General features: G+C 74.2%; 16 protein-coding genes, 1 tRNA gene and 1 pseudogene. 14 read left to right on the top strand and 4 right to left on the bottom strand.

What is annotated here, in order from left to right:
• The 3 genes from FQ330_RS12335 to FQ330_RS12345 form a co-directional block, all read left to right on the top strand.
• On the top strand, window positions 1-814 hold an 814-nt coding region (locus tag FQ330_RS12335), incomplete at its 5' end, for an SDR family oxidoreductase (RefSeq protein ID WP_146357963.1).
• Window positions 815-851: 37 nt separating this feature from the next.
• The gene (ahcY, locus tag FQ330_RS12340) at window positions 852-2,303 is read left to right on the top strand and encodes an adenosylhomocysteinase (protein ID WP_146357965.1); all 1,452 of its coding nucleotides are present in this window, start codon (window positions 852-854) and stop codon (window positions 2,301-2,303) included.
• Window positions 2,304-2,308: 5 nt separating this feature from the next.
• On the top strand, window positions 2,309-2,845 hold the full coding sequence (locus FQ330_RS12345) for an AAA family ATPase (protein ID WP_225792859.1): 537 nt from the start codon (window positions 2,309-2,311) through the stop codon (window positions 2,843-2,845).
• On the opposite strand, the gene FQ330_RS12350 is transcribed toward FQ330_RS12345, so the two are convergent.
• Window positions 2,842-3,333: a MarR family winged helix-turn-helix transcriptional regulator gene (locus FQ330_RS12350; protein WP_128189264.1), complete on the bottom strand. Its 492-nt coding sequence runs from the start codon at window positions 3,331-3,333 to the stop codon at window positions 2,842-2,844. The genes FQ330_RS12345 and FQ330_RS12350 overlap by 4 nt on opposite strands.
• A gap of 25 nt (window positions 3,334-3,358) precedes the next feature.
• Window positions 3,359-3,961 carry a hypothetical protein gene (locus FQ330_RS12355; RefSeq protein ID WP_146357967.1) on the bottom strand — a complete coding sequence of 201 codons (603 nt, stop codon included), beginning with the start codon at window positions 3,959-3,961 and terminating at the stop codon, window positions 3,359-3,361.
• Window positions 3,962-4,030: 69 nt separating this feature from the next.
• On the opposite strand from FQ330_RS12355, the gene FQ330_RS12360 reads away from it, so the two are divergent.
• The 7 genes from FQ330_RS12360 (at window position 4,031) to FQ330_RS12390 (ending at window position 10,734) form a co-directional block, all read left to right on the top strand.
• Window positions 4,031-4,101 (top strand) — tRNA-Gln (locus tag FQ330_RS12360).
• A gap of 100 nt (window positions 4,102-4,201) precedes the next feature.
• A complete protein-coding gene (locus FQ330_RS12365) occupies window positions 4,202-5,125 on the top strand; it encodes a glycosyltransferase family 2 protein (protein WP_146357969.1) in 924 nt (307 codons plus the stop codon).
• Window positions 5,126-5,161: 36 nt separating this feature from the next.
• On the top strand, window positions 5,162-6,592 hold the full coding sequence (glmU, locus tag FQ330_RS12370; RefSeq protein WP_225792860.1) for a bifunctional UDP-N-acetylglucosamine diphosphorylase/glucosamine-1-phosphate N-acetyltransferase GlmU: 1,431 nt from the start codon (window positions 5,162-5,164) through the stop codon (window positions 6,590-6,592).
• Between the two features lie 11 nt (window positions 6,593-6,603).
• The gene (locus FQ330_RS12375) at window positions 6,604-7,581 is read left to right on the top strand and encodes a ribose-phosphate diphosphokinase (RefSeq protein WP_128189261.1); all 978 of its coding nucleotides are present in this window, start codon (window positions 6,604-6,606) and stop codon (window positions 7,579-7,581) included.
• A gap of 19 nt (window positions 7,582-7,600) precedes the next feature.
• Window positions 7,601-8,113 carry a hypothetical protein gene (locus FQ330_RS12380; RefSeq protein WP_146357971.1) on the top strand — a complete coding sequence of 171 codons (513 nt, stop codon included), beginning with the start codon at window positions 7,601-7,603 and terminating at the stop codon, window positions 8,111-8,113.
• Window positions 8,100-9,233: a methyltransferase domain-containing protein gene (locus tag FQ330_RS12385; protein WP_146357973.1), complete on the top strand. Its 1,134-nt coding sequence runs from the start codon at window positions 8,100-8,102 to the stop codon at window positions 9,231-9,233. Before FQ330_RS12380 ends, FQ330_RS12385 begins: the two co-directional genes overlap by 14 nt.
• Window positions 9,234-9,447: 214 nt before the next feature.
• Entirely contained in the window at window positions 9,448-10,734 is a 1,287-nt protein-coding gene (locus FQ330_RS12390) for an APC family permease (protein WP_225792861.1), read from the top strand.
• A gap of 69 nt (window positions 10,735-10,803) precedes the next feature.
• On the opposite strand, the gene FQ330_RS12395 is transcribed toward FQ330_RS12390, so the two are convergent.
• Window positions 10,804-12,216 (bottom strand): cation:dicarboxylate symporter family transporter, encoded by a 1,413-nt coding sequence (locus tag FQ330_RS12395; protein WP_146357975.1) that lies wholly within the window; start codon window positions 12,214-12,216, stop codon window positions 10,804-10,806.
• A 166-nt stretch (window positions 12,217-12,382) separates the two neighbouring features.
• On the opposite strand from FQ330_RS12395, the gene FQ330_RS12400 reads away from it, so the two are divergent.
• From FQ330_RS12400 to FQ330_RS12410, 3 genes and pseudogenes are all read left to right on the top strand, one after another.
• A complete protein-coding gene (locus tag FQ330_RS12400; protein ID WP_192575947.1) occupies window positions 12,383-13,987 on the top strand; it encodes a sensor histidine kinase in 1,605 nt (534 codons plus the stop codon).
• A 56-nt stretch (window positions 13,988-14,043) separates the two neighbouring features.
• Window positions 14,044-14,283 (top strand): annotated as a pseudogene (locus FQ330_RS13700) (response regulator); the annotation flags it as partial.
• A gap of 436 nt (window positions 14,284-14,719) precedes the next feature.
• Window positions 14,720-15,763 (top strand): mechanosensitive ion channel family protein, encoded by a 1,044-nt coding sequence (locus tag FQ330_RS12410; protein WP_225792862.1) that lies wholly within the window; start codon window positions 14,720-14,722, stop codon window positions 15,761-15,763.
• Here FQ330_RS12410 and FQ330_RS12415 read toward each other — a convergent pair.
• A complete protein-coding gene (locus FQ330_RS12415; protein WP_146357979.1) occupies window positions 15,760-16,266 on the bottom strand; it encodes an Lrp/AsnC family transcriptional regulator in 507 nt (168 codons plus the stop codon). The two genes, FQ330_RS12410 and FQ330_RS12415, sit on opposite strands and share 4 nt — an antisense overlap.
• Before the next feature lie 109 nt (window positions 16,267-16,375).
• On the opposite strand from FQ330_RS12415, the gene ald reads away from it, so the two are divergent.
• Window positions 16,376-17,476: an alanine dehydrogenase gene (gene ald / locus FQ330_RS12420; RefSeq protein WP_146357981.1), complete on the top strand. Its 1,101-nt coding sequence runs from the start codon at window positions 16,376-16,378 to the stop codon at window positions 17,474-17,476.
• Window positions 17,477-17,518 lie beyond the last annotated feature (42 nt).

Below are 17,518 nucleotides of genomic sequence, written 5' to 3' on the forward strand. Positions count from 1 at the left end.
GCTGCGGCACCGCTGGGCCGACCGCGCCGACGTCGAGTTCGCCGGCCGCGACCGCATCGACCTCGCCGACCCGGCGGCGCTCGAGGGCATCCGCTGGTCGGGCTACGACACGATCGTGAACGCCGCCGGCTACACGGCGGTGGATGCGGCCGAGACCGACGAGGGACGCCGCGACGCGTGGTCGGTCAACGCCGTCGCCCCCGCCCGGCTCGCCGCGATCGCCGCCGAGCACGGGCTCACGCTCGTGCACGTCTCGAGCGACTACGTCTACGCCGACCGCGAGGGCGAGCGCCGCGAGGACGACCCGCTCGGCCCGCTCGGCGTGTACGCGCAGACGAAGGCCGCCGGCGACCTCGCCGCCGCCGCCGCCCCCCGCCACTACATCGTCCGCACCTCCTGGGTCGTCGGCGAGGGCAGGAACTTCGTCGCCACCATGGCCTCCCTCGCCCGCCGAGGCGTCGCCCCCGAGGTCGTCGACGACCAGGTCGGCCGGCTCACCTTCGCCGACGAGCTCGCCCGCGCGATCGACCACCTGCTCGCGACCCACCCTGCCTCCGGCGTCTACAACGCCTCCAACGGCGGCGAGCCCGCCAGCTGGGCGGCGATCGCCCGGCGCGTGTTCGCCCTCGTCGGCGCCGACGAGGGCGCGGTGCGCCCGGTGACCACCGACGCCTACTTCGCCTCGAAGACGGGCATCGCGCCCAGGCCGCGCCACAGCGCGCTCAGCCTCGCCAAGCTCGAGGCCACCGGCTTCGAGCCCCGCGACCAGCTCGCGATGCTCGAGGAGTTCGTGGCGGCCCTGCCCTCGGCGTGAGGGCGGCCGCCGGGAGAAGGGTGGGAGGATGGTCGGCATGACCGACACCGCCTCCCGCACCCACGAGCACGGCACCCTCGAGCACCACGTGCGCGACCTCGGCCTCGCCGAGGCCGGCCGCCACCAGATCCGGCTCGCCGAGCACGAGATGCCCGGCCTCATGGAGCTGCGGCGCCGCTACGCCGACGCGCAGCCGCTCGCCGGTCAGCGCATCGCGGGCAGCCTGCACATGACCGTGCAGACGGCGGTGCTCATCGAGACGCTCGTCGCCCTCGGCGCCGACGTGCGGTGGGCGAGCTGCAACATCTTCTCGACGCAGGACGAGGCGGCCGCCGCCGTGGTCGTCGGCGCCGGCTCGGCCGAGTCGCCCGCCGGCGTGCCGGTGTTCGCCTGGAAGGGCGAGACGCTCGAGGAGTACTGGGCGTGCACCAACCGCATCTTCGACTTCCCCGAGGGCCCCACGCTCATCCTCGACGACGGCGGCGACGCCACGATGCTCGTGCACCGCGGGCGGGACGCCGAGCTCGCGGGCGCCGCGCCCGTCACGCCCGAGGGCGCGCCGGACGAGCTGCGGGTGATCGACGCGCTCATCGCGACGACGCTCGCCGACGACGCGCAGCGCTGGACGCGCATCGCCGAGCAGCTGCGCGGCGTCACCGAGGAGACCACGACCGGCGTGCACCGCCTCGAGCAGCTGTTCGCCGAGGGGCGCCTGCTCTTCCCGGCGATCAACGTCAACGACTCGGTGACGAAGTCGAAGTTCGACAACCGCTACGGCATCCGCCACTCCCTGCCCGACGGGCTGAATCGCGCGACCGACGTGCTCATCGGCGGCAAGACCGCGTTCGTCGTCGGCTACGGCGACGTCGGCAAGGGCGCGGCCGAGGCGCTGCGCGGCCAGGGCGCTCGCGTGATCGTGAGCGAGGTCGACCCGATCTGCGCGCTGCAGGCGGCGATGGACGGCTTCCGCGTCGCGCGCGTCGAGGACTGCCTCGACGAGGCCGACATCTGGGTCACGACGACCGGCAACGAGCACGTCATCACGCTCGAGCACCTGCGCTCGATGAAGCACCTCGCGATCGTCGCGAACGTCGGCCACTTCGATAACGAGATCGACATCGCCGGCCTCGAGCGGTCGGGCGCCGAGCGCATCGAGATCAAGCCGCAGGTGCACGAGTGGCGCTTCGAGGGCGGCCGCTCGATCCTCGTGCTCTCCGAGGGGCGCCTGATGAACCTCGGCAACGCGACCGGCCACCCGTCGTTCGTGATGTCGAACTCGTTCTCGAACCAGGTGCTCGCGCAGATCGAGCTCGCGACGGGCGACTACGACCTCGGCGTCTTCCGGCTGCCGAAGGTGCTCGACGAGGAGGTCGCGCGCCTGCACCTCGACGCGCTCGGCGCTCGCCTGACGACCCTCACGCCCCAGCAGGCCGCCTACATCGGCGTGCCGGTGGAGGGCCCGTTCAAGCCCGAGCACTACCGCTACTGACCGCCGTGCCCGCTGCGAGCGGCTGCGCGACGCTGATCGTGCTCGCCGGGCTGCCCGGCGTCGGGAAGAGCGCCGTCGCGGCGTCCACCGCGGCGGCGCTGCGGTGCACGCTCGTCTCCGTCGACCCGCTCGAGGCGGCCATGTGGCGCGCCGGCGTGCCACGCGATGCTCCCACGGGCCTCGCGGCCTACGTCGTGGGGGAGGCGGTGGCCGAGGCCCAGCTGCGCCTCGGCGGCGTCGTGCTCGTCGACGCGGTCAACGACCACCCCGCGGCGCGCGAGCAGTGGCGCGACCTCGCCGCGCGCACCGGGGCGCGGCTGCTGTTCGCCGAGGTGCTGCTCGAGGATCGCGCCGAGCACCGGCGGCGGCTCGAGGAGCGGGTCCGCGACCTCGACGGCTTCCCGGAGCCGACCTGGGCCGAGGTCGAGTCGCGACGGTCCGCGTTCGACGACTGGGCCGACGACCGGCTCCGCCTCGACGCAGCGATGCCGGCGGGGCGGCTCGCGAGCAGGATCGCCCAGGAGCTGGCGCCCGCGTCCTAGAGCATCGCGTCGGCGAGCACGCGCAGCAGCTCGGCCAGTCGCGACTGGTCGTCGGCGGGGATCGAGCGCAGCAGCCGCCGCTCCGACTCGAGCAGCGCGTCGAGCGCCACGTCGACCCGGTCGACGCCCTCGTCGGTCAGCTGCACGAGCCGCACGCGGCGGTCGGTCGAGCCCTCCACGCGCTCGACGAGGCCGGATGCGACGAGGTTGTCGATGCGGTTCGTCATCGTGCCGCTCGTGACCATCGTCTGCGCGATGAGGTCCTTGGGGCTGAGCGGCCCGCCCGAGCGGCGGAGCGCCGCGAGCACATCCCACTCCCACGGCTCCAGCCCCGCCTGCGTGAAGGCCTCCGCACGCACGCGCCCGAGCTGGCGCGAGATGCGGGTCATGCGGCTGAGCACCGCGAGCGGGGTGACGTCGGCGTCGGGCCGCACGCGCATCCACTGCTCCATGATGCGGTCGACGTCGTCGCCGCGGGGTGCTGCCATGGCGTCAGTCTCCCATGGGGCTGCGTCAGGCCCAGTAGGTGGGCAGCAGCAGCACGACGGCCATCACCGCGATGGAGACGACGATCGCGACGACCACGGCGAGGCCCGGGCGGAGCGCGTACCAGGGGAGCCCGTGCGGCAGCGCGCCCGCGCGCCGAGCCTCGGCGAAGGTCACGAACGGCACCCCGAGCGCAGCGCCGAAGCGCTCCGGAGCCATCGGGTCGAGCCCCTGGGACGAGGCGTCGCCGAGCAGCGCGCCGTCGTGGCCGACGAGCCACCAGTGCTCGTGCGGCCGGGTGATGGGGATGCCGCGCGACTGCGCGCCCGCGTGGAGCATGACGACGACGCCGCCCAGGTCGGCGACGCGCACGCTGCGGGAGGCGTCGCGACCGAAGCGGAAGCGCCCCTCGGGGCTCGGCGCGTCGAGCTCCCACCGCATGCGGCGGATGCGCCGCTCGCCGAGGATCGTCATGGCGAAGGTCGCGATCGCGAGCGCCGTCCAGCCGGGCCCGACGAACGCGAGCGCGACGAAGATCAGCATCCCGAACCACGACAGGCCGCGCGAGAACCCCGAGACGAAGCGCCGCGCGGGATCGGCCTCGGCGACGAGCATGGGCGGCATGGTCATGGTGCGCCCAGCGTGCCACGCCGCCGCCGCGCGTCCGCCCGGGGCGCGCCAGTACCCTGGACGGTGCCGTCCGCCATGGTGTAACGGCAGCACAGCGGCCTTTGGAGCCGTTTGTCCAGGTTCGAATCCTGGTGGCGGAGCGAACGACACCGATGTGTCGTTCGCGACGCCGCCAGTCGCGACCGGAGGGAGCGAGGGCGGAGCGAGCGACACTGCAGGCGGTGCGCCAGGATGGACGGCATGCCATCGACCCCCGCCGACGTCGTCGCCGTCGCCGTCACGTACCGGCCCGACGAGGCCGCGATCGGCGAGGTGCTGGGGCGCGCCGCAGCGCAGGTGCGCGCGCTGGTCGTGCTCGACAACGCGACGCCCGACGCCGACGGCGCGCACTGGACCGAGCGCATCCGACTGCCCGACGGCGTCGACGTCGAGCGCAGCGCGACGAACGCCGGGCTCGGCGCCGCCTACAACCGCGCCGCCGCGATCGCCGGCGAGCGCGGCGCCCGCTTCGTGCTGCTGCTCGACCAGGACTCGCTCCTCGAGCCCGGCTGCGTCGACGCGCTGCTGCGCCATGCCGACCTGCGCGCCGCCCGCGGGCCGCTCGGCGCGGTCGGCCCGACCTTCGTCGACGCCCGCTCGGGCGAGACGGCGCCGTTCGTGCGCTTCGGGTTCCCGCTCAACCGCAAGTTCGACGCGCCCGCGGGCGGCGACGTCGACGTCGACTTCCTCATCTCCTCCGGCTCGCTCATCCCGCTCGAGGCGCTCGACGCCGCCGGTCCGTTCGACGAGGGCCTCTTCATCGACAGCGTCGACATGGAGTGGTGCTTCCGCGCCAAGCGCGCCGGGCTGCAGCTCGTCGGGGTGGCGGATGCGCGCATGCTGCACACGATCGGCGACGAGCTGGTCGAGCTGCCGGGCGGGGCGACGATGTTCGTGCACTCGCCGCTGCGGCTCTACATGATGACCCGCAACCGCGTCGCGCTCTGGCGCAGGCGCGGCACCCCCGGCATCTGGACGGCGCAGGACGTGCCCAGGATGCTCCTCAAGCTCGCCCGCATGACCGCCTTCGCCGCCCCGCGCATCCCCAACGCCCGCGCGATGCTGCGCGGCGCCCGCGACGGGTGGCGCGGTCGCCAGGGGCCGCCGCCCGCCGCGCGCCGATAGCCTGGGGCCGAACCGCAAGTCCCGATCGGAGAGACCGTGCCCCAGGTAGCCGTGATCGTCCTCGCCGCAGGCGCAGGCACCCGCATGAAGAGCCGCACGCCGAAGCCGCTCCACCCGCTCGCGGGCAAGCCGCTCATCGCGCACGTGCTGCGCACCGCGGGCGAGCTGCACCCCGAGAGCATCGTCGCCGTCGTGCGCCACGAGCGCGACAGGATGGCCGAGGCGGTGCTCGAGTTCGCTCCGCACGTGCGGATCGCCGACCAGGACGACGTGCCCGGCACAGGCCGCGCCGTCGAGCTCGGGCTCGAGGCGATCGCGGGCTTCGAGGGCCACGTCGTGGTGCTCTCGGGCGATGTGCCGCTCATCGACGCCGACACGCTCCGCGGGCTCGTCGAGCGCCACGAGCGCGAGGGCAACCAGCTCACGCTGCTGTCGGCGCACCTCGGCGACCCGACCGGCCTCGGCCGCATCGTGCGCGACGAGGCCGGCGCCTTCGTGCGCATCGTCGAGCAGAAGGACGCGAGCGACGCCGAGCGCGCCATCGACGAGGTCAACGGCGGCATCTACGTCTTCGACGCGGCGGCGCTGCGCTCGGCGCTCGCGACCATCGACCGCGCCAACGCCCAGGGCGAGATGTACCTGACGGATGCGGCGGTGCGGATCCAGGCCGCCGGCGGCCGGATCCAGGCCGTGCCGGCCGCCGACCACTGGGCGATCTGGGGCATCAACGACCGCATCCAGCTCGCCGCGGCGGCGCACGAGCTGAACGACCGCATCATCCGCCGCTGGCAGGCCGAGGGCGTGACGGTCGTCGACCCGGCCTCCACCTGGATCGACATCGACGTGACGCTCGCCGAGGACGTCACGATCCTGCCCGGCTCGCAGCTGCACGGCGCGACCGCCGTCGCCGCCGGCGCGATCATCGGCCCGGACACCACGCTCGTCGACACCGAGGTGGGGGAGGACGCCGTCGTGAAGCGCACCGACGCGACCCTGTCGGTGATCGGTGCCCGCGCATCCGTCGGGCCCTGGGCGTACCTGCGCCCCAACTCCGTCATCGGCGAGGGCGGCAAGGTCGGCACGTTCGTCGAGACGAAGAACTCGCAGATCGGCGCCGGCAGCAAGGTGCCGCACCTGTCGTACATCGGCGACGCGACGATCGGCGACGGGGTCAACGTCGGCGGCGGCGCGATCACCGCCAACTACGACGGCGAGCGCAAGCACCGCACGACGATCGACGACCAGGTGCAGACGGGCGTCCACAACAGCTTCGTGGCGCCGGTTAGGATTGGCGCTGGTGCGAAGACCGGCGCAGGTGCCGTGATCCGCAAGGACGTCGAGCCCGGCGCGCTCGCGATCTCGGTCGCACCGCAGCGCAACATGGCGGGCTGGGTCCAGGCGAACCGTCCCGGATCGAAGGCAGCTGACGCGGCAGCGGCGGCGAGCACGGAAGCACCTGAGGCCTAGGAGGCACCCGAGTGGGATCGATCGTCGCGAAGAACCGCAAGCACCTCGTGCTCGCGACCGGCAGGTCGCACCCCGAGCTGGCGAGGGCGGTGGCCCGCGAGATCGGCACCGAGCTCATGGACGTCGACAGCCGCACCTTCGCGAACGGCGAGATCTACGCCCGCTTCGAGGGCTCGGTGCGCGGCTCGGACGCGTTCATCCTGCAGTCGTACGGCCGGCCCGTGAACGAGTGGCTCATGGAGCAGCTCATCATGGTCGACGCGCTCAAGCGCGCCTCGGCGAAGCGCATCACGGTCGTCATGCCGTACTACCCGTACTCGCGCCAGGACAAGAAGGGCCGCGGCCGCGAGCCCATCTCCGCGCGCCTCATCGCCGACCTCTTCAAGACCGCCGGCGCCGACCGCATCATGTCGATCGACATCCACGCGTCGCAGATCCAGGGCTTCTTCGACGGCCCCTTCGACCACCTGTTCGCGATGCCGGTGCTGCTCGAGCACTTCCAGCACACGATCGACCCCGAGACGCTCACGGTCGTCTCGCCCGACATGGGCCGCGTGCGCGTCGCCGACGTCTGGAGCGACAAGCTGGGCGTGCCGCTCGCGATCATCCACAAGCGCCGCGACCCGCTCGTGCCGAACCAGGTGTCGGTGCACGAGATCGTCGGCACGGTCGAGGGGCGCGTGTGCCTCCTCGTCGACGACATGATCGACACCGGCCGCACGATCGTGAAGGCCGCCGAGGCGCTGAAGAAGAACGGCGCGACGGGGGTCGTGGTGGCGGCGACGCACGCGATCTTCTCCGACCCCGCGCCCGAGATCCTCAACTCCGACTTCATCGACAAGGTGGTCGTCACCGACACCCTGCCGCTGCGCGACGAGCAGCGCTTCGAGAAGCTGCAGGTGCTCTCGATCGCGCCGCTGCTCGCGCGGGCCATCACCGAGGTCTTCGAGGACGGCTCGGTCACGAGCCTGTTCGACGGCGCCGCCTAGCCCATCTCCGGAGGCTCGCATGCCCATCCCGCCATGGCTGGCTCTCGTGCTGCGGGAGGCCCCGCACCTCGCCAAGCAGTACGGCCCCGCCGCGCTCGCATGGGCGCGCCAGCACCCGGAGCTCGTGCGCGACCTCGTCGCCCAGGCGCGCACCCGGCCGCGGCAGGACGATGAGCGCACGGACGCGACCGCGACCGCGTCCGCGTCCGCTGAGGCGCCGAGCGGCACTGCCCGGGTCGACGATGGGGGAGCCGCCGACGTCGGTGCCACCATCGGGACCCTCCGCGAGCACGTCGCCTACCTGCACGCGAGCGCCGACGACGCCGCCGAGCGCCGGCGCGCGGAGGCGTGGGACGCGAAGCTCGATCGCCTCGAGCGCGTGCATGCGCTCGTTGGGGCCGGCGGGTCAGCCACGGAGCGCCGCCAGCTCGAGTCGCACGTCGAGCGGCTGCGCGCCGAGGTCGTCGCCGCGTTCCTCGTCGAGCGCATCGAGGACGCGGGAGGGCCGTCGCCGAGCGATGCCGACCACTGAGCCCGTCTCGGTCGCGCTCGACTGCGCCTACTTCGACGCCGGGCGCTGCCGCTCCTGCACCCTGCTGCCGACGCCGTACGAGCGCCAGCTGGCCGACCAGCAGGCGCGCATCGATGCGATGCTGCCGCCGATGGCGTGGGATGCGCCGCACGCCAGTGCCGTCGGCGGGTTCCGGAACAAGGCGAAGATGGCGGTCGCCGGCACCGTCGACGCCCCGACGATCGGCATCCTCGCCGCCGACGGCTCCGGCATCGACCTGCAGGCGTGCCCGCTCCACGAGCCGCCCATCGTGGCCGCGATGCCGCTCCTCGAGCAGCTCGTGCGCGAGGCGCGGCTGACGCCCTACGACGTGCCGAGCCGGCGCGGCGAGCTCAAGCACCTCATCCTCACCGCCTCGCCCGACGGCGAGCTCGCGCTGCGCCTCGTGCTGCGCTCGAGCGAGGCGGTGCCGCGGCTCGCCAAGCACCTTCCGCTGCTCGCGGCCCTGCCGCTCGTGAGCGTCTCGGTCAACCTGCAGCCCGAGCACAAGGCGGTGCTCGAGGGCGCCGACGAGCTGCTGCTCGCCGGCGACGGCGTGCTGCGCATGCGCGTCAACGACGTGCCGCTGCGGCTGCGCCCGCGCAGCTTCTTCCAGACCAACACGGCGGTCGCGGCGGCGCTCTACCGGCAGGCGACGGCGTGGATCGACGAGGCCGACCCCGCGAGCGTGCTCGACCTCTACTGCGGGGTGGGCGGCTTCGCGCTGCACGCGGCGCGGCCCGGCCGGCGGGTCGCGGGCGTCGAGGTGACGGCCGAGGCGATCGACGCCGCTCGCGAGAGCGCGGTCGAGCTCGGCGCGGATGCGACGTTCACCGTCGGCGACGCCGGCTCGGTCGACCTCGAGGGCGCGGGGGCGCCGGAGCTCGTGGTCGTGAACCCGCCGAGGCGCGGCATCGGCGAGCTCGCCGAGCGGCTCGAGGCGAGCGCGGTGCGCCGCGTCGTCTACTCGAGCTGCAACCCGGTGACGCTCGCGCGCGACCTGCAGGCGATGCCGAGCCTCGTGCCGCTCCGCGGCCGCGTGTTCGACATGTTCCCGCACACCGGCCACGCCGAGGTGCTGGTCGAGCTCGTCCGCGGCTGACCGCCCTGCCCGCCAGATGCCGCGGGCCGAGTGCACAACGCAAGCCCGCGCCGCGCGTTGCGCCCCCTATCGGCGACGCATCCGGGATCTCCCGCGGTCCCGTCGGCGCGGGCTTGCGTTGTGCGGGAGGAGGCCGGTCGTGGCGGAGGCTCCTCGGCGCGGCGGGGTGGAGTCGCGGCACCGGCCGTTCACCCGCGCCGCATAGGTTGGGCGGGTGACGGCTCTGCAGCGCCGCGTCGGCATCCCCGGCGCGATCATGATCGGTCTCGGCTCGATGGTCGGCGCCGGGCTCTTCTTCGTCTGGGTGCCGGCGTCGCAGCTCGCCGGGCCGTGGCTGTGGGCGGCGCTGCTGCTCGCGGCGACGGTCGCGACGCTCAACGCCATGTCGACGGCGCAGCTCGCGATGCGGCACCCGGTCTCCGGCGGCGCGTACGCCTACGGCCGCGCCGAGGTGTCGCCCGCGGTCGGCTTCGCCGCCGGCTGGATGTTCCTCACCGGCAAGACCGCCTCCGCGGGCGCGATCGCCCTCATCGCCGCCCGGCACGTGTGGCCCGAGGGCGCGCCGTGGCTCGCCGCCGCGCTCATCGTCGGACTGGCGCTCGTCAACATGGCGGGCATCCGCTCCACCGTGCGCGTCACGAGCGCGATCGTGAGCGTCGTGCTGCTGCTCGTGACGGCGGCGCTCGTGTGGTCGGCGCTCGGCCTGCCCACCGCATCCGACGCCGGCATCGGCACGCTCGCGCCGGTGGAGGCCAACCGCGTCGACGGGGCGCTGAGCGGCCCGCTCGGCATCCTGCCGGCGGCCGGGCTGCTGTTCTTCGCGTTCGCCGGCTACGCCCGCATGGCGACGCTCGGCGAGGAGGTGCGCGACCCGGTGCGCACGCTGCCGCGCGCGATCGGCACGGGGCTCGCGATCGTGCTCGTGCTCTACGGGCTCGTCGCGTGGGCGACGACGGCGCGGTTGGGGGATGCGCTCGCGTCGTCGGCGACGCCGGTGGCCGATCTCGTCGGCGCGGGATGGCTGCACGTGGCGCTGCTCGCCGCGGCGGCGCTCGCGAGCGTCGGGAGCCTCACCGGCATCCTCGCGGGCCTGTCGCGCACGGGGCTCGCGATGGCCCGCAACCGCGACCTCCCGGGCCCGCTGTCGACGATCTGGGCGGTGACGAAGGCGCCGGCGGTCGCCGAGGCGACGACGGCCGCGGTGGCGGCCGCGGCGGTGCTGCTGCTGCCGGTCGGGCAGCTGGTCGCCTTCTCCTCGACGTGCGTCCTCACCTACTACGCGGTCGCCCATCTGAGCGCGATGCGCGGCGCCGGGCGGCCGGCGGCGGCGTCGGCCGACCCGGATGCGCGCCCGGTGCCGTGGTGGCTGCCCCGTTGGGTGCCGGTCGTCGGCATCGCGCTCTGCGCCGTGCTCGTGCTGACGCTGCCGTGGCAGGGGGTCGTCGCCGCGGCCGCGTGGCTGGGGCTCGGATTGGCCGTGCGGGCGGTCGCGCGACGCTGAGCGCGGCAGGGCCCGCACACGCGGACGGGCCCGCACGCCGCAGCGCGGCGCACGGGCCCGTCGTGGGGGTCAGCGGCTGCTCGGCTCGAGCTCGCGCTCGTCGTCCGGGGCCGCCTGCGCCCGCCGCTCCAGGGGCTCGGCGTCGGCGTCGGGCTCGGCGTCCGCGCCGTGGTCGTCGGCGAGCATCGTGCGCTCGTCGAAGGGCCGCTCGCCCGCGAGCACGCCGCGCACCTGCTCCATGTCGATCTGCTTCGTCCACGTGCCGATCAGCAACGTCGCCACGGCGTTGCCGGTGAAGTTCGTCAGGGCGCGCGCCTCCGACATGAAGCGGTCGATGCCGACGATGACGCCCACGCCGTCGACGAGGTCGGGGCGGTAGGTCTGCAGGCCGCCCGCGAGCGTCGCGAGCCCGGCGCCCGTGACGCCGGCGGCGCCCTTCGAGGCGATGATCATGAAGACCAGCAGGCCGATCTGCTCGGGGATCGACATCGGCATGCCCATCGCGGTCGAGATGAACAGCGACGCCATCGTCAGGTAGATCGCGGTGCCGTCGAGGTTGAACGAGTAGCCCGTCGGCACGGTGATGCCGACGACCGGCTTCGAGACGCCCGCGTGCTCCATCTTGGCGATGAGGCGGGGCAGCGCCGACTCGGAGGAGGACGTGCCGACGATCAGCAGGTACTCGCGGCCGAGGTACTTCATGAGCGTGAAGATGTTGACGCCGGTGACGAGCTTCAGCAGCGTGCCGAGCACGACGACGATGAAGACGATGCAGGTGAGGTAGAAGCCGAGCATGAGCGTCGCGAGGGCGACGACCGCGCCCCAGCCGGTGGAGCCGACCACGCCGGCGATCGCACCGAACGCGCCGATGGGGGCGACCCACAGGATCATCGTCAGCACGCGGAACACGAGCGCCTGCAGGTGCTTCACCACGGTGAGGATCGGCTTGCCGCGCTCGCCCATCGCCTGCACCGCGAAGCCCACCAGCAGCGCGACGAAGAGCGTCTGCAGCACCGACTCGCCCGTCAGCGGGGAGAACAGCGTCGTGGGGATGCTGCCGAGCAGGAAGTCGGTGGTGGTCTCGGCCTCGCCGGAGGCCTCGTAGGTGGCGCCGGCGATGTTGAGGCCCTCGCCCGGGTGCACGAAGTTGCCGACGACCAGGCCGATGGCGAGCGCGAAGGTCGACATCGCCAGGAAGTAGATCAGCGCGAGCCCGCCGACCTTGCCGACCGTCGCGGCCTTCGCGATCGAGCCGATGCCGACGACGATCGTGCAGAAGATGACGGGCGCGATCATCATCTTGATGAGCGCGACGAAGCCCTTGCCGATGGGGGCGAGCGCCTCGCCGGTGGTGGGGGAGACGAGCCCGACGATCACGCCGAGCACGACGGCGACGATCACCGAGATGTACAGCCAGTGGGTCTTGTCGATCCGCCGCAGCCTCGAGAGCCTCGGTCGGTCGGTGCTGGGCGTCGTTGCCATGCTGTGCTCCTCGCATCGGGCACCGCAACTGCGCGGTGCTCTCGAGTGGCCAGCCTGCGGGCGCGGCTCGGCGCGGGGCCCGTTTCGTGCATAGTGTTCTCAGCGCGAACGCGGAGGGGGCCCGGCGATGCGGCGATGGTGGCGGTCCGCGAGCATCGCCACTCGCGTGTTCGTGCAGACCGCGGCGCTGCTCGTGGCGGCGGCGCTCGCGGCGTTCGGGCTGCTCGCGCTCGACGCGCAGCAGGCGCACGAGCGCGAGGCGGCGCTCGCGAGCCAGGAGCTCGCGCTCGCGATGGCGGCGACGCCCACGGTGCGCGCGGCGGTGGCCGAGGCGCACGAGCGCTACGACGCCGACCCGGCGGGCGCGGTCGCAGGCGCGGCGGATGCGCTGCAGTCGTACGTCGAGGACGTCCGGCAGGCGACGCGGCTCGACTTCGTCACCGTCATGCATCCGGACGGCACGCGCTACACGCATCCGGACCCCGACGAGATCGGCCGCACCTTCCTCGGCTCGACGGCGCCCGCGCTCGCGGGGCAGACCTTCACCGAGGTGTTCGCAGGCACGCTCGGGCCCTCGGTGCGCGCGGTCACGCCGGTGCTGGAGGGCGACCGCGTCGTCGGCCTCGTCGCGGCCGGCGTCACGATCGAGCGGGTCGGCTCGCTCGTCGTCGAGCGGCTGCTCGCGGTGGGCCTGCTGCTCGTCGGCGCGCTCGCGGTGGCGGCGCTCGGCGCGTGGCTGCTCGCCCGCCGCCTCGACCGCGCCACGGGCGGCCGGCGCCCCGAGGAGCTCGCGCGGCTCTTCGCCGCGCACGAGGCGGCGCTGCACTCGGTGGAGGACGGCCTCGTGCTCGTCGAGGACGGCACGGTCGTGCTCGCGAACGACCGCGCGCGGGCGCTGCTGGGGCTCGGCGAGCGAGCGCTGCCGATCGGGGCGGATGCGCCGCTGCCGGCGGGCGTGCGCGACGCGCTCGCCGCGCACGGGCAGGTGCGGGTCGGCGACCGGTGGCTGCTCGTGGAGCGGCAGGCGACCGATCGCGCGGGCACGACCACGCTCACGATCCGCGACCGCACCGAGCTGCGGCGCATGACGGGCGAGCTCGACGCGGTGCGCACGCTCGCGAGCGCCCTGCGCGCGCAGACGCACGAGTTCGGCAATCGCATGCACACCGTCGCGACCCTCATCGAGCTCGACGAGCCGCAGCGGGCGCTCGAGGTCGCGACCGCCGGCCGCGACCTCGGGCAGCGGCTCGCCGACCGCGTCGTCGGCGACGACGAGGAGCCGGTGATCGCCGCGCTGCTGCTCGGCAAGGCGGCGCAGGCGCACGAGCGCGGCGTCGAGCCGCACGTCGAGACGCACCTCGCGCCCGGCACGCACGGCATCGACCCGGTCGACTTCGTCACGGTGCTCGGCAACCTCGTCGACAACGCGATCGACGCGGCCGCCGAGCGCGCCGGCCGCCTCATCGGCACGGGCGCGCGCGCCGACGCGTGGGTCGAGGTCTACCTCGACGAGGACGACGGGGCGATCGTGGTGCAGGTGAGCGACAGCGGCGACGGCGTGCCCGAAGCCCGGCGCGAGCAGGCGTTCGCGCCGGGCTGGTCGACGAAGGAGCCGGGCCCGCACGGGCGCGGCTTCGGGCTCGGCATCGTGCGCGAGACGGTCGAGCGACTGGGCGGCAGCGTCGAGATCGGGCAGCCCGGCGGCGCGGATGCGCGGCACGCGGGCGCGGTGGTCACGGTGCTGCTGCCGAGGCCGGGGGCCGCCTCGTGATCCGGGTGCTCGTCGTCGAGGACGAGCGGGGCACCGCTGCCGCGCACGTCGCCTACGTGCGGCGATGCCCGGGCTTCGAGGTCGCCGCCGTCGCGCACACGGCCGCGGCGGCGATGGCGGCGATGCGCGACGCGGCCGCGAGCGGCGTGCCGATGCAGCTCGTGCTGCTCGACATGCAGCTGCCCGACGGGCACGGGCTCGAGGTGTGCCGGCGGATGCGCGCCGAGGGCCACCTGGTCGACGTCATCGCCGTGACGGCCGAGCGCGGGCTCGAGACCGTGCGCGACGCGATCGCGGTCGGCGTGGTGCAGTACCTCATCAAGCCGTTCGCGTTCGCGGCGCTCGCCGAGCGGCTCGAGCGCTACCGCGAGTACCGCGAGCGGCTCGACGGCGCGGGCCGGCTGACGCAGCAGGAGGTCGACCAGGCGATCGCGGCGCTGCGCACCACGAACGCGCCCGGCCTCGCGAAGGGCCTGAGCGCCGAGACGCTCGAGGCGGTCGCGGCGCTCCTCGCCGATGGCACCGCGCGCTCCGCGGCCGAGGTCGCCTCCGAGGTCGGGCTCTCGCGCGTCACGGCGCGCCGCTACCTCGAGCACCTCGCGGCGACCGGCGACGTCGAGCGCAGGCCGCGCTACGGCGCGCGGCCGGCCCGAGCTCGAGTACTCCCGGAGCTGAACGGGGGCCGCGGTGCGGCTGCGATAGCGTGGCCCGCTCCCGAGCGAGAGGAGCCCCGTGCCCGTGATCGACGTCCTCGCCCTGCTGGGCATCTCCATCGGCGTCGCCGTCGCCGCAGCCGTCGCGGCGAGCCTCCTGCTCGTCGCCGGCGCCGCCGCCGCGACGCGCTCCCGCAGCCGCATCGCCGCGGTGCGACGGCCGCTGCGCTGGCCGGTCGCGGTGCTCGCGCTGCTCGTCGCGTTCAGCCTCGCGTCGTCGGCGACGGGCCTGCAGCGCGCGATGGGCGAGAGCGGGCCGCTGCTCGCGCACGCCCTGCTCGTCCTCGCGATCGTCGCGGGCGCCTGGCTGCTCGTGCGGCTCCTGCGGGTGGCGGGCGACGCCGTGCTCGCGCGGTACGGGGTGGCGCACGGCGATCGTCGCGCCGGCAAGGTGCGCACGCAGGTCGAGATCCTCCGGCGCGTGCTCGCGGTGGTCGTGGTCGTCATCGCGTGCGGCGCGGTGCTGTTCACCTTCGAGGCGGCGCGGGTGGCCGGCACGAGCCTGCTCGCCTCGGCCGGGGTCGCGTCGCTCGTGGCGGGCCTCGCGGCGCAGTCGGTGCTCGGCAACGTGTTCGCCGGCATCCAGCTCGTCGCCTCCGACGCGATCCGCGTCGACGACGTCGTCGTGGTCGAGGGGGAGTGGGGCACGATCGAGGAGATCACGCTCACCTACGTCGTGGTGCGCATCTGGGACGACCGCCGCCTCGTGCTGCCCTCGACGCACTTCACGACCACGCCCTTCGAGAACTGGACCCGCACCTCGAGCGAGGTCATGGGCGCCGTCGAGCTCGACGTCGACTGGAGCGTGCCGGTCGACGGCATGCGCGACGAGCTCGCGCGCATCCTCGACGGCCATCCGCACTGGGACGGCCGCGACAGCGTGCTGCAGGTGACGGATGCGGTGGGCGGCGTCGTGCGGGTGCGGGTGCTCGTCACCGCGGCCGACGGCGGCGAGCTCGCGTCGCTGCGGGCCGACGTGCGCGAGCGGCTCGTGGCGTGGCTGCGCGAGCAGCATCCGGACGCGCTGCCGCGCCAGCGCTTCGAGACCGTGCCGGTCGCCTAGGAGAAGGCCGCGGTCGAGACGTTGCGCCGGTACTCGAAGACGATGCTGGTGCGGGTGGATGCGACGGTCGCGTCGGCCGAGAGGTGGTCGACGACGAAGCGGCGCAGCCCCGTCGAGTCGGGCACCGCGACGTGGACGATGAAGTCGTCGTTGCCGCCGAGGAAGAAGACCTGGCTCACCTCGGGGAGCGCCTGCACCCGCTCGGCGAAGTCGGGGATCGTGGCGCGCGCGCCGGCGCGCAGCGTGACGTGCACGAGCGCCTGCAGCCCGCGGCCCAGCCGCTCCTGCCGCACGACCGCCTCGTAGCCGGCGATCACCCTGCGCTCCTCGAGGCGTCGCACGCGGGCATGCGCGGTCGACTCCGCGATGCCGACGGCGCGCGCGAGCTCGCGGTTCGTGGTGCGCGCGTCGGCCCGCAGCGCGGCGACGAGCTCATGGTCGACCGGGTCGAGGCCGTCGGCGGGCTGCGACGGCTTCGGCTCGGGACGCGCTGCGGGAGTCATGCCTGCATCTTTCCACCGAAAGCGCGGATCCGTCGACGAATGCTTCGGCGAGGGCTCCGCATCGCCGGATCCTCTCCCATGATCGATGCCACCAGACGAGAGGTCTCCCATGCGCATCGCCGTCCCCACCGAGATCAAGCCCCACGAGCAACGGGTCGCCATCACGCCCGCCGGTGTCGACGCGCTCGTGCGCCGCGGCCACGAGGTGTGGGTGCAGTCGGGTGCGGGCCTCGGCTCCCGCATCCCCGACGAGGAGTTCGTCGCGGCCGGCGCGCGGCTCGCCGCCGACGCCGACGAGGCGTGGGCGACGGGCGACCTGCTGCTCAAGGTCAAGGAGCCGATCGCGCCCGAGTTCGCCCGCATGCGCGAGGGCCAGACCGTCTTCACCTACCTGCACCTCGCGGCGGCCCCCGAGTGCGCGCGTGCGCTGCTCGACGCGGGCACGACCGCGATCGCCTACGAGACGGTGCAGCTGCCCGACGGCTCGCTGCCGCTGCTCGCGCCCATGAGCGAGGTCGCCGGCCGCCTCTCGATCGCGATGGGCGCCTACCACCTCATGGGCCCGGCGGGCGGCCGCGGCACCCTGCTCGGCGGCGTGCCCGGCACGCGCCGCGCGAAGGTGGTGGTGCTCGGCGGCGGCGTCGCGGGCGAGCACGCCGCGCGCAACGCCGTCGGCCTCGGCGCCGATGTGACGGTGATCGACCTGTCGCTGCCGCGCCTGCGGCAGCTCGAGGCCTCGTTCGGCACGAGCATCCAGACCCGTCACTCCTCGCGGCTCGAGATCGCCGAGCAGCTCGCCGACGCCGACCTCGTGATCGGGTCGGTGCTCATCCCGGGCGCCGCCGCGCCGAAGCTCGTCACCGACGACATGGCGCGCGCCATGCGGCCCGGCTCGGTGCTCGTCGACATCGCGATCGACCAGGGCGGCTGCTTCGAGGGCTCGCGCCCGACCACGCACGACGCGCCGACCTTCCCGGTGCACGAGTCGCTGTACTACTGCGTCGCCAACATGCCCGGCGCGGTGCCGGAGACCTCCACCCGCGCGCTGACGAACGCGACCCTGCCGTACGTGCTGCGGCTCGCGGACCTCGGCACGGATGCGGCGCTCGCGCAGGACGCGGCGCTCGCGAAGGGCCTCAACGTGCGCGCGGGCCGCATCGAGCACGCCGGGGTCGCCGAGGCGCTCGGGCTGGAGCTCGCGAGCGCCTGACCCGGACGGCGCTGACGCGCACGACTTGGGCACGGACGACGG

This window comes from Agrococcus sediminis, assembly GCF_007923295.1.
GTDB lineage: Bacteria > Actinomycetota > Actinomycetes > Actinomycetales > Microbacteriaceae > Agrococcus > Agrococcus sediminis.

Bases quoted from the DNA above. Each gene is read 5' to 3' on its own strand.
- FQ330_RS12395 (WP_146357975.1), bottom strand. From the start codon at position 12,216: ATGGCAACGACGCCCAGCACCGACCGACCGAGGCTCTCGAGGCTGCGG.
- FQ330_RS12415 (WP_146357979.1), bottom strand. From the start codon at position 16,266: ATGACTCCCGCAGCGCGTCCCGAGCCGAAGCCGTCGCAGCCCGCCGAC.
- FQ330_RS12365 (WP_146357969.1), top strand. From the start codon at position 4,202: ATGCCATCGACCCCCGCCGACGTCGTCGCCGTCGCCGTCACGTACCGG.
- FQ330_RS12385 (WP_146357973.1), top strand. From the start codon at position 8,100: ATGCCGACCACTGAGCCCGTCTCGGTCGCGCTCGACTGCGCCTACTTC.
- ald (WP_146357981.1), top strand. From the start codon at position 16,376: ATGCGCATCGCCGTCCCCACCGAGATCAAGCCCCACGAGCAACGGGTC.
- FQ330_RS12380 (WP_146357971.1), top strand. From the start codon at position 7,601: ATGCCCATCCCGCCATGGCTGGCTCTCGTGCTGCGGGAGGCCCCGCAC.
- FQ330_RS12350 (WP_128189264.1), bottom strand. From the start codon at position 3,333: ATGGCAGCACCCCGCGGCGACGACGTCGACCGCATCATGGAGCAGTGG.
- ahcY (WP_146357965.1), top strand. From the start codon at position 852: ATGACCGACACCGCCTCCCGCACCCACGAGCACGGCACCCTCGAGCAC.
- FQ330_RS12355 (WP_146357967.1), bottom strand. From the start codon at position 3,961: ATGACCATGCCGCCCATGCTCGTCGCCGAGGCCGATCCCGCGCGGCGC.